We start from the raw sequence: 12,496 nt of genomic DNA, 5'->3' as shown, positions 1-12,496 counted from the left end.
CTAAATAACTAAAACTAAACAACGTATTTTTATGAAAGAATTAAGCCAAGAAGAACTTCAGAACTACAGCAAACAAGCAAAGACATTGGTTGATGGCCACAAGAGTATTTATATTTCTAGTCTGACTGCTGATTTATTCCCTGACATCAGTTACGCTCCTTTCGTAAAAGATGAAAAAGGTGTGTTCTATATTTTTGTCAGTGAACTATCGAATCACACAAAAAACCTTCTCGGTCAAAAGAAAGCTTCGGTGTTTTTTGCTCAAAATGAAGCTGAAAGCAAAAATATCTTCGCAAGAGAACGTATGACTTATGCTTGTGAAGTCGATGAAGTTGAAAAAGGTACAGATGAATTTAATACACTTTTAGATCAGATGACTGAAGTTCATGGAAATACGGTAAGTGTTCTCAGAGGCTTGAACGATTTTCATTTAATTGCACTAAAACCATTCAATGGACAATATGTCGTAGGTTTTGGAAAAGCATTTACGGTTGATGTAACAACTGGAGAGCTTTCACATATTGTTATTGACAAGAAATAAATGAACAAAAGCTACTTTCTACTTACTATTTTAACCCTTACTCAATTATCAATTTGTATGTCCCAATCACTAGAAAATCACCAGTGGAAAGATCGACTGGTGATTCTTTGTACACAAGATTCTTCCAATTCTATCTTCCAAAAGCAACTCAACTTACTCAAGAAAAATAAAGAAGAACTTAACGATCGAAAAATTGTAATTTATCAAGTTTTTCCAGATCAGTATGCTCAAGGTCTAGAAGCACTGAAATGGAATTCTGAAACAACTTTTTCAGATCAGTTTAACCCTGATAATTCCGATTTCAAGTTTATTCTTATTGGTCTTGACGGAGGAATAAAATTAGAAAGAGCAACTCTTGTAACAACTGCTGAACTATTCTCTTTGATCGATCAAATGCCCATGCGAAAAGCAGAATTAGAAAAAAGGACAAGAGAGTAAATATTTCTGATTTCTTCTTTTAGAAGTCTTTCTTATAAATACCGCTTGAACCTTATTCCAATATTTTTTGTGAATTTACAAGGAGGATCAATGGTTTATGAGTCTGAACGAGATCAGAGGAGATGGTAAAATAATGGTCATTACGGGGGCATCGAAAGGAATTGGAAAGCAGATCAGTATTGACTTCATCGAAAGAGGATTTAAAGTTTTCGGCATTGCCCGAAGTGAAGAGAAGCTAAATGAGACAGCTCAACGTTTAAATCCTATTTCAAGAGGTGAATTTATTCCTATGCCTTATGATATTGGCAATGAAACCCAAATTGAGACACTCATTGAAAAATTATATTCCAAGATTCCCAAAATCGATGTACTCATACTCTGTGCGGGAATTGCACACTCTCGAATTTTTGAAGATTTGAGCTTAAAAGACATTCAGATAGAATTAAAAGTCAATTACACCTCCCATATTTTCTTGATACAAAAACTAGAAGAATTACTGAAAAAGTCATCCTCTCCTAGGATTATAGCAATCGGTTCGCTCACTAGTGAATTACCATTTCCTACCAATGCAAGTTATTCTGCTTCAAAAGCTGCTCTTTTCCAATTTCTTCGATCTTGGAGAATGGAAAACCCATTTTTTGAAGACAAAGTGAAGATCATTTTACCAGGCTTTGTGAAAACTCATATTGCTTCAGAATATGACATGCATAAATATATGCCTCAAGAATCGACGAAAGAAGTTAGTCATGCTTGTCTAAAAGCACTTCAATCTCATAAATCAGTCCTTTTTCCATCTTGGACAACAGCCTGTGCTTATCGGCTAGGACGTTTTTCTTTGAGTCTGAGTGAATGGTTAATTAAACTAGGAAGTAAATACTTTGTGATCAATAAAAAATATCCACCAAAATCATAAATATGGAAGCAAGTAGAAAAATAATTGTGATTGGTGGAGCTGGATTCATTGCCCGAGCGTTCATTCAAGAAGTAAGTAAAACTTACACAGTCATTTCTTTTGATAAGAAAACTCCTACTAAAATCTTTCCTGAAGAGCACTTTACAGAATGTGATTTAGGTAAAAAAGAAGATATTGAAGTCATTAAAGACTGTATTAAAAAAGAAGTTGAATCACTTCACGGCATTGTATTTTTAGCCGCTTATTATGACTTTTCCAATAAGCCGAACCCATTTTACCAAGATGTTTACAATGGATTTTGTGACTTGGTAGATTTTCATTCAGAAACTCTTCCGAGTACAATTAAATTTATTTTTTCTTCCTCAATGGCATCAATGCTTCCAACAACTCCTGGTATCAAACAAACGGAAGATAGTCCAAGAAAAGGCATGTGGCAATACCCTTATTGGAAGCTTGAAATGGAAAAATATTTAGAAGGTAAAAAACTTCAACATCCATTTTTTTCTTTGGTCTTAGCGGCTGTTTATTCTGACAACATTGAAATTGTACCTTTATACCATTTGGTTAAAAATGTAAGTGAAAAGAAAATAGAACGATTCTTCTATCCTTCTGACACAAATAGAGGACTCACTTACGTACACCTAGATGATGTAGTAAAACTCCTATTAAAAGTAATAGAGAATGATACTTTTGAAAGGGGCTATCACAGGTTTTTAATCGGAGAAGAAGAAGCGCTGACTTATCATGATATTCATTCTAATAGTTCAAAAATATTTCTCAATCAGAAAGGTGTCATCATAAAAATCCCAAAGTCTCTCACTCTTTTTGGAGCTAAATTCTTAGGCTTTCTTTCCTCTTTATTAAACAAAAGACGATTTGTACAAGCTTGGATGATCGAGCTTTCAGACGAACATTATGAATTTGATATTTCAAAAGTGAGAAATGAACTTGGTTGGCAACCCGAGCGAAATATAAAAGAGGAACTACCTAAACTTCTTCAAGCTGCAAAAGATAACTATGAGACTTGGAAAACTATTAATGAAAAACGCCCTTGGTAAGCTTTCATACTATTTATTTTTATTGATAAAGCTCTCAAAAGTCACATCTTTCCCCTATTCACTTTCTCGATCTTGTTCTAGGTATAAAATAAGCTAACTACGAGACACTTTTAAGAATACGACTAACAATGAACAAACTACTACCAATACTTTTCCTCATATTTTGGGGCTTAGTCCAACATGCAAACGCACAAGTAAATGGAAATACTTGGGTTGGAGATCTCAACCTTACCTCACAAATGCAACTTGATGGAATTGCTCAAACCCTCAAAGACTTAGGTGTTACGACAATTGATGGAAATCTGAATATTCAAGATGGTACACAATCCGAGGCTGACCCAATCACATCATTTGCTGCTTTGGAACTTGAATTGGTCACTGGGCAACTAAGAATTACATCTAACTTTGTAAAAGAGGTCACTGATCTTCAAATCACGAAAGTCGGGCGTTTTCAAATTCTGAATGCGATAAGACTCGAAAGATTTAAGCTACAGGGGGAAATTGAAAATAGAAGGCTAAATATAGTCCAAGTCCCAAACTTAGTTTCGATTGATATTCCTACAGAATTGAAAGAAAGTGTTGAACACTTCAATCTCAAATTCGCTAACATCATCACTGAATTACCTCAAAATCTGCATCTCAAGTCAATTGAAATAGTCGGTGTAAAAATCACTGAACTACCAATTTTTACGGGAATAGGTAAAATGTCTCTGATTAATATTACGAATACAAGAATCCAAAATTTAAAAAATAAGAATAGTAAAAGTCTGCCAGCCACAGAAGAAATTGACCTCAGATTCAATCCTCAGCTAGAAACGCTGGAAGGTTTTCCTGTTTCTGAAGATTCTGTCAAAGCGATTATCCGACGAAACCCAAAACTATCTCTTTGCTGCGTTCTTCTTGATGCAAACTTGACCGATGACAGTGATATAAATTTGAATGCTGAAGGTTGTGATAACCTTCAAGATGTTCAAGAAAGCTGTCGTACAGAAGGTGAATGTGATTACCACCAAAGTCCACCAATTAAAGAGGATAACAGCCAAATTATTGAGGAAAATGATAGCATCAAAGGGCAAGCTTTCAGTTATGATCTAGTTGAAATTGAAGAGCATTCTTTGGATAAAAAAACTCATCTAAATGATGTCATCTCCAATATCTTTTCCAATGTCAAAACCACTCAGAATTTCACCTCACTAACTTCATCATCATTTAAAATTCAAAAATCTGAGGGTTCAACAGCACTTTTATTACTCAACCTTTCTATCAATGGATTTCATTGGAAATTGGAAACGGCATTAAATAAAATTTCACATGACGGAAACGCATTCTACGTAGGCAAAGGCAAGCTGATTCTAGAAGAAAATAAATCATTATCCTTCGATCTAGACAATATCACTCTTGTCCATCAAAAAGAAGCTAAAGCTTTGAATTTAAAATTCGATTGGAAATATCAAACTCAGCATGGGTCTGAAGAATTACATTTAAAAACCGAAAAAGAGTTTGAAGATTACTCCGCTACGGCTATCGAATGCGCAAAAATGAAAGGATTCTATTTTTGGGAGATTCAAAATAATAATGCATTCCAATCCATTGAAGTCATTAATGCTCTCGGACGGAAATTTCAGATTGGTGTAGGTGAGAAATTAAGTGTTTACACGAAATCATCAGAAATAAATATTCTGAAAAATGATCAAATAGAAACACACTCGCACAATTACATTCATGGAAATCAGAATTGTACAGAACAAGAAACAATTAGCTTACATGATTTTGATTGGGATCATTCGCTACCCATTCTTCAAGCAAAACATACAACCGTAACAGTCTACCCAAACCCAAATAAGGGGACTTTTACTCTAAAAAATAACTTCAAATTCCCGATCAAAGTTGAAATCATAGCTCCTGACTCTAAAAAAGTGTATCAGCATAAAATTGAAGGTGAAAGTGCCGAAGTCCTAGACCTCAGCCATATAAAAAAGGGAATTTATCTGATTATGTCTGAATCGGAAGAAGGAGTTAATCATCAAAAAATTGTAATTCACTAGTATTACATACCGATATATAAAAAAGCCTTTCAATCAGAGGTTAATTATTTCTGACTGAAAGGCTTTTAAACAGCTATTTTTTAAATTCTTATTGCTGATTAAAATAAGGTGTTAGACTATTAATTCTTTGAGAATTAGGCCATTTCTGGAGTGCTTCGCTATATAATCTGTAAGCAGATTCAAGCTCTTTTCCTTTCATTTTAATGACAATCAGATTATACATATAACTGTCATTATCTTGATCTAACTCCGCTGCCTTTTCAATGTAAAAACTCGCTTTTCCAAAATCATTTAACTCACTATAAAGCAAGCCTAAATAATACATTGGCAATGGATTTTCCTTTTCAATGAATTGACAAGGCTCTAAAGTTTCAATTGCATCATAAGTCTGGCCTTCTTGACTTAAAAGGATTGCAAGATTTATTCTAACAGGCACTTGTAGGCTATCCATTTTTAATGAAAAACGATAGGCTTTAATCGCTTTTTGCGGCTCTCCCATTCTTAAATGGTACTCCCCTTTTTGCACTTGTCCATTTACCATATCGGCATTGGCATATAGCATTTCTTCATACTCAGCTTTTGCTGTATTATAAGCTGATTGATAAGTTTGAGGAACATTTTGATCTGCCAACAGTCTGAAACTCGCCAATCGAATAGCTCGAGTGGAATCATTCAAACCTTCCCACATTTGAGGTAAATCCTTAGATATTGGAAGTTGCAGAATATTTAGATAAGCTGCTTGTCTCACAAGTGGTGTTTCTTCCTTTTCTAAAGCTTTAATGAACACATCTGCATGTTTATCTTCATACACATAATATAAATATTGTAATGCTGTTGCTCTCACAATATCATTTTGTGTACGGTCTTTAATCAGCTTTAATAAATAAGGAGCTGACTTCTCATCCAATTTACTTCCTGGTAAAAGGTCATCTGAAAAATGATAAGGTCTTTCTTTCCCAAAGTTCTTCTCAACAGCTTCTTTAGCCCAGGTAGGTGACTTATCGGTATGACATTTATTACAAGCATTTGGAGTTCCATACTCTACACTTTGGTCTGGTCTCGGAATTCTGAAACTATGGTCTCTACGATAATCATTTCCCATATACTCCTTACCGTCCATGTGACAGTTTACACATTCAGCACCTTCACTACCCATCTCGTGGAAATGGTGTTCTTCTAAGGTATATTTAGGGCTATGACATTGTAAACACACTTTTGTCATATCTCCGTTAAACTTCAGCTTCGTTGTATGCGGATCATGACAGCTTGTACATCTCACATGTTCCGCATACATTTTACTAGAGAGGAATGAGCTTAGCACATAATCTTCATTGTCAATCTGCCCATCAGGATGATAGTTATCTTTCGTCAGTAATACGGGGAAAAAATAGTCTAAATATTCTGGGTGTGGATTATTGTCATTTGTGATCATGGTTTTACGAGCATGACAAGTTCCACAAGCACTGATTTGCGCTTCTTGAGAACGAATACTCCAAACATCATCTTTATACTCTTCTCCCGCATTCATAGCTTTTACATGTTCCTCTCCCGGTCCATGACAAGCCTCACAAGCCACATTTATTTCTGAAAAAGTAGTATTGTAAGAATCTGTTTCTTCATCAAAGTTTTTATGCAAGTTTGTACTATGGCAAGCCGCACACATGTTATTCCAGTTCTGAGCATTTCCAGTCCAGTGTAACCAATCGTGTGACGGAATGACTGAATCTGGGTATTGATGAAACCACTTTTCAAGTTCAGTATCCCAAGTTGCTCTTAGCGTCTGATATTTTCCATTAGGGAATTCAATTAGATATTGCTGTAGAGGCTCCCATCCAAACGTATATTTTACTTCGTAGTCAGTTGTTTTTCCTTCTTCCGTTATTTTCACAAAAAAGCTAGAATCATTCTGGTAAAAAAGGTACTGCATACTGTCTTGCTCCCATCTTACATTATTAAAGTCACCTCTTACGTATTTAGGTGTTGCTTTTTGCATTGCTAAATCATGATGAGAGTTTTGCCATTTTTGAGTCTCTTCTTGGTGGCATGAAATACACTGCTTACTCCCTATGTAGCCTTCGGAAAATACTTCTTCATGAGATTGTACCTCTGCATGCTCTTTTTGAGTATTACATTTCAATAAAAAAAATGAGGTTCCTAAATAAAGGAATAAAAAAGGTAAAAATAAGTGAAGTTTATTTTTCATAGTCGTAGTGTTTTAGCGCTAACTAAAAAGTTTAGCTTATACTCCAAAAATCCTATTCATAGATTTCGGTTTCACTTGTGAATCTACAAAACGAGAGACAAGTAGACAATTCAGCATGGGTAAAACAATAGTCTAAATGAACATAAAAACTCATATTTAAAGATATACACCCTCTCTTTTGAAATAAATCCCCTTCCAAACAAAGAAAGGGCTATATCTTGAGCATATAAAAAATTATAAAAAAGTACAATTCTATTTTAAGTATTAAAGCCTGAAATTATCTTACTTTTGTGCAAGAGTACTTTTTACAATTGACCAACAGACAAGCTTCTTAATAACTAAACAAAGAACCGAGATGAAGATGAGATTGAAGCATTTTTTATTGATACCTATACTATATTGTTTTATAAATACATCTGTATTTTCCCAAAGCAATTCAAATACTCAAGCCCTAAACTTTAGAGAAATCACAACCGATATTGGCTTATCTCATACCAATATTACTTCTGTGGTTCAAGATCAGAAAGGCTATATGTGGTTTGGTTCCAACCATGGATTAAACAGATACAATGGATTTGAAATAAAGTCTTTCTTTCATAATTCTTCTGACACAAGTAGTTTGAGTTCAAGTAGAGTAAGTACTTTATTTGAAGACCGTCAAGAAAATCTTTGGATCGGTACGAGAGATGGTGTAGTAAATAAATACCTGCCCCAAAGTGAGACTTTTGATCATTATAAAATCACCGATAAAGAGTTTGGTATTTTAAGTATTTCTGAAGATAGCTCATCTAATTTATGGATCGGAACACTCCGAAATGCATTATTCCAACTGAATACTCTAACAAAAGAAGTAACTCATTTCCCATACCAAAATGGAGATATATCAATTTCTCAAGTTTGGACTCTCAATAAGAATTTTCTTCTGATAGGTACACGAAAGAAAGGACTATTAATTTTTGATTTGGAAGATCAAACTTATCATTCCATCGATCAATCTCTTCTAAAACATAAAAATATACGTTCAATACAATCCTTCAATAATCAAATTTGGGTGGCCACACCTACTCAATTATTTACCCTTTCATCAGAATCCTTTTCAAACCCAAAACAGATCGTTTTAAACGAAGTAAGTCTCCCAAAATATGCTCAAAATCTAGGATTTAGTGCTATTTACCCCGACAAACAAGCACTTTGGTGTGGTTCAAAAAATGGTTTACTCAAAATATGCATCACTTCCTCTGAGTATAGAAAATACAAATTCGATTTATACAGAAGTGAGCAAAACAAGCGAAACTCATTACTCAGCAATACAATCAATGCCGTTTATAAAGACAGATTTGATGTTTTATGGGTAGCTTCTACAGCTGGGATAAACTCCACAAGTTCATTTTCGCTTCCACTTGAAAATCTCTACTTACCCGAACTTGAAAAAGAAAAAGTAAACTCAACTTATGAAGATAAATTCGGTCAGACATGGCTTGGTTTAAATAGCGGTTCTATCATTAAATTGAGTGAAGGAAAAGTAAAAAGATATTCTAGACATCAGATTTTTGGAGAAAGTACTCAAGGCGAAGGAAGTATCGAAGATTTTTGTGAAGACCCTTTTGGAAACTTATGGATTGCAAGTTGGGGAAATGGTCTTCGGAAGATTGATCTATCTAAAGAAAAGCAAGGAAATATACGTTTCAAGAATGTGAAAAATGAGCTGTTAAGTTCTAATATCATCACATCGGTAGAGATGTATAACAACAAACTTTATATAGGTACATTCAAACGCGGACTGAATAAAGTCTCATTTGAGGCTAATGGAAGAATCTCTAAAGTAGAAAAACTGAAGTATAGACAGAAAGTAAAAGCTTCAAACCAAATTATAAGTAATACAGTAAATCACTTATATCATGATACCATCGAAAATTGTCTTTGGATGAGTTCTCCTGATGGTATCTGCAAGATAAAAGATGAAACTAATCGTACATATTTTTCACATTATAACACAGAGAAAAAGAACTTTCCCCTACCCAACAACTTTTGTTGGGAAATGCTCAGAACTTCCAAGTCACACCTTTGGGTAGGTTCTGTAGAAGATGGATTATATAAACTAACTTTTGATAGCTTAAACTTCAAACAATCAAATCTAGAAGTCTTTAGAAAGTCTAATGGATTAAGCTCAAACTCTATTCAATCTTTAGCCTTCGACAAAGCATCTTCTACCCTATGGATTGGAAGTAATGGATTGAATACAATCAACATCAAGAATCATCAAGTCCATAAGTATGATACCAATGATGGTATTCTAGGTAGTTTTTTCAGAATTGGAAATGCAATCAATACCGACAAAGGTGAACTGCTTTTTGTTTCAAATAAAGGCTTGAACAAAATACAGCCAAACGTGTACCAGAGCAATCCTACCTCTCCACAGATTGTATTGGAATCATTCTCGCTATTCGGTAAACCAATTTCGCAAGGAGATACCATAAATGGTGATATTATTTTACCTAAAACATTAGGAGAAACAAACAAAGTCATCCTCGCTCACAATCAGAATAATATTGAGATAGGTTTTATGCCTTTGCACTTCGGTAATCCTTCAAAAAATCATGTTAGATATAAATTAGAAGGATTTGACCAACAATGGATGAGTACAAGCAGAAGCTCTGTGGTTTACTCAAACCTTAAGCATGGAAAATATACATTTAAAGTTCAAGCAGTCAGTAGTGATGGAATCAAAAGTGAGCATATTCGAGAGCTAGAGATAATCATTAAAACTCCTTGGTGGCTTACTTGGATAGCATTTTTATCTTATGCGGTAATTCTGTTTCTCATCATTTGGAAAATAAACGAATTAATTATCAATAGGCATAAGTTAAAACAACAACTAGAATTAGAGCATTTTAAAGCTCAAAAGACAGAGGAACTTACCCTCATGAAAATTCGCTTTTTTGTAAATATTTCACACGAGCTCAGAACACCTCTAACACTTATTTCTAGTCCATTAGAAAATCTATTGCAAGATGAAAGTCTTAATGCTTCAGTAAAGGAATACTTAAGCACAATGAAGCAAAACACAGATCGTTTATTGGTACTCTTTGATCAATTGCTTGATTTCAGAAAGATTGAAACGGGCAATCACAAAGTAAGTTTTGAAAAAGTTGAGGTGATCAAATTCTGTCGAATGGTAACTTCATCATTTAAGAATATAGCCAAAGACAACAAGATCAACTATTCTTTCCATTCGCACATCGATAAACTGAATACTTGGATTGATAAAGATTCAATTGAGAAAATCATCTACAATCTTGTTTCCAATTCTTTCAAAAACACATCTAAGGGAGGAAATATCTTGGTTGATATTCATCAGAAAACAGATAAAGAGTTTCAGATTTGTGTGAGTGACTCAGGAATTGGTATTGATAAAGAAGATCAAAAAAATCTGTTCAAGCTATTCTATCAGACCAAAAACAAAACGGATAGAGGATCAGGTATAGGACTTGCGTTAGTAAAAGAATTGGTTGATGCTCATTATGGTAAAATTGAATTTGAAAGTGAAAAAGGAAAAGGAACGAAGTTTATCTTGACTTTCCCTACTGGAAATTCCTTCATGAAACCAGATGAATTAGCTAAGGAGAAAGTCAAAGAGAAGCCTAAGAAAGTCCTTGAAGTCAACAATACTACAGAGGAAACCAAAGATGAGAAAAAGCAGAGTATTTTGATTGTTGAAGACAATGAAGATATTGCTGCTTATCTGAAAAACGAATTAGACCAACTTTACAATATTTCTATAGCTTCTAATGGAAAAATAGGGTTGGATAAAACGAGAAAAGAAATTCCTGACCTAATTATATCAGATGTGATGATGGATGAAATGGATGGTATTGAACTTTGTAAACAGGTTAAAAGCAATGCCATGCTCAATCATATTCCAATCATTTTACTAACCGCAAGAAGTAATGATGTCGATAAACTAGAAGGTATAAAAAGTGGTGCTGATGCTTACATCACGAAGCCTTTTAAGAATAACTATTTAAAGGCAACTATTACAAATTTGTTAGAAGAACGAAAATCTGTAAAACAGTTTTTTGCGACTAAAAAAGATGCAAGTCTACAATCTTCTGACCCAGAAAAAGAAGCATTCTTGGTAAAAGCTCAAAAGGTAGTTGAAGATAATTTATTAGAAACCGACTTTGATACGCAGATTTTTGCTGAAAAAATGGGACTGACCTATGCAACACTTTACAACCGACTAAAAAAATATGATAATGTATCACCTACAGCATACATCAGACTTATTCGATTGAAACATGCTGCAAAATTAATCGCCAATACCGATAATTCAATCAAAGAGATTCAATTCTTGGTCGGGTTTAATGATGCTAAATATTTCCGTTCCAATTTCAAAAAGTACTTCGATATCACTCCTTCTGAGTATTTGAAGAAATACAGAAAAATAGAGAAAACGGAAAGTTAATAGCCATAATTCCCCTCTTTGATTCTATCATAATCATAAATAAAAAAGCCATTTTATTTCAGGTTTCACTGAGATAAAATGGCTTTAAATTTAGATAAGAATATTGCCTTAGAAATTACTTCACTGAAGTATAAATCCACTTAGAAACACCATAAGTAGCATCTGTTACTTCTACTACTAATTTTCCATCTTCAGAAAGGTAGATTTTATCCGAGTTTCCTTTTACCAACTCTTTTGAGTTTAAAAGTAACTCCTCAAAACTCATCATTTCTAAGTTGTTTTCTTCAATTACAAGCGTAGGTAAACCTGTTTCTACATTTGTGATGTCTTCACTTTTAGCATCATCAAAAGCAAAAGCGTTAATCACTGCACCTCTAATTTCTGCCATATACTCTTCCACAGGGAAAATCAAGAAACCTAAATCCCCGAAATCTGGCATCATTGCAAATTGATACGCCAAAAGTTTCTCGTTCAACTCTTCAGCAGTTGCTGGATCTTCTACTGAAGCTTTGTACATATCATTTTCCTCAGTGAAGCTTACGATCATATCAAACTCCAAAACAGCATTTGCTCTAGTGATTGTAGTTAAAGCAAGCAAACCATCTTCTGTTTGAGCTGCAGAAGCCATTTCTGCTGATGGCTCAAATTTCTCTGGTGCCCATTTAGAATCTGTGATCAAGTCAAAAGTTTCTGCTGCTGCCTCAATGATTTCTTGACGAGCAATTTCATCTAATTCTCCTTGAGTCAAAGTTGCTTCATCTTCATCACAAGAGATTGTAGCTAATGACAATGCAGCCAATAGCATAAGGTTAAATTTGTTGAATAGTTTCATG

The 12,496-nt window shown here is 34.2% G+C and carries 8 protein-coding genes; 6 read left to right on the top strand and 2 right to left on the bottom strand.

Features of this window, described 5'->3' with window-relative positions; all coding sequences use genetic code 11:
* Window positions 1-31: 31 nt before the first annotated feature.
* The 5 genes from BC781_RS13165 to BC781_RS13145 all read left to right on the top strand — a co-directional run bounded on the left by BC781_RS13165 (window position 32) and on the right by BC781_RS13145 (window position 4,995).
* Window positions 32-541, top strand: a complete 510-nt coding sequence (locus BC781_RS13165; protein ID WP_109618445.1) for a HugZ family pyridoxamine 5'-phosphate oxidase — start codon at window positions 32-34, stop codon at window positions 539-541.
* A gap of 57 nt (window positions 542-598) precedes the next feature.
* The gene (locus tag BC781_RS13160; RefSeq protein WP_158281472.1) at window positions 599-979 is read left to right on the top strand and encodes a DUF4174 domain-containing protein; all 381 of its coding nucleotides are present in this window, start codon (window positions 599-601) and stop codon (window positions 977-979) included.
* Between the two features lie 97 nt (window positions 980-1,076).
* On the top strand, window positions 1,077-1,892 hold the full coding sequence (locus tag BC781_RS13155) for an SDR family NAD(P)-dependent oxidoreductase (RefSeq protein WP_109618441.1): 816 nt from the start codon (window positions 1,077-1,079) through the stop codon (window positions 1,890-1,892).
* A gap of 2 nt (window positions 1,893-1,894) precedes the next feature.
* Complete coding sequence (locus tag BC781_RS13150; protein WP_109618439.1) at window positions 1,895-2,950, top strand: NAD-dependent epimerase/dehydratase family protein; 1,056 nt, start codon at window positions 1,895-1,897, stop codon at window positions 2,948-2,950.
* A 128-nt stretch (window positions 2,951-3,078) separates the two neighbouring features.
* Complete coding sequence (locus BC781_RS13145) at window positions 3,079-4,995, top strand: T9SS type A sorting domain-containing protein (RefSeq protein ID WP_109618436.1); 1,917 nt, start codon at window positions 3,079-3,081, stop codon at window positions 4,993-4,995.
* 88 nt (window positions 4,996-5,083) lie between these two features.
* Here the strand turns inward: BC781_RS13145 and BC781_RS13140 are convergent, their stop codons facing one another.
* On the bottom strand, window positions 5,084-7,198 hold the full coding sequence (locus tag BC781_RS13140) for a cytochrome c3 family protein (RefSeq protein WP_109618433.1): 2,115 nt from the start codon (window positions 7,196-7,198) through the stop codon (window positions 5,084-5,086).
* Window positions 7,199-7,553: 355 nt separating this feature from the next.
* On the opposite strand from BC781_RS13140, the gene BC781_RS13135 reads away from it, so the two are divergent.
* The gene (locus BC781_RS13135) at window positions 7,554-11,663 is read left to right on the top strand and encodes a hybrid sensor histidine kinase/response regulator transcription factor (RefSeq protein ID WP_109618432.1); all 4,110 of its coding nucleotides are present in this window, start codon (window positions 7,554-7,556) and stop codon (window positions 11,661-11,663) included.
* Window positions 11,664-11,778: 115 nt separating this feature from the next.
* Here the strand turns inward: BC781_RS13135 and BC781_RS13130 are convergent, their stop codons facing one another.
* The gene (locus BC781_RS13130; RefSeq protein WP_109618430.1) at window positions 11,779-12,495 is read right to left on the bottom strand and encodes a hypothetical protein; all 717 of its coding nucleotides are present in this window, start codon (window positions 12,493-12,495) and stop codon (window positions 11,779-11,781) included.
* Window position 12,496 lies beyond the last annotated feature (1 nt).

This window comes from Sediminitomix flava (genome assembly GCF_003149185.1).
GTDB lineage: Bacteria > Bacteroidota > Bacteroidia > Cytophagales > Flammeovirgaceae > Sediminitomix > Sediminitomix flava.
This window is presented reverse-complemented; position numbering and strand designations above follow the sequence as displayed.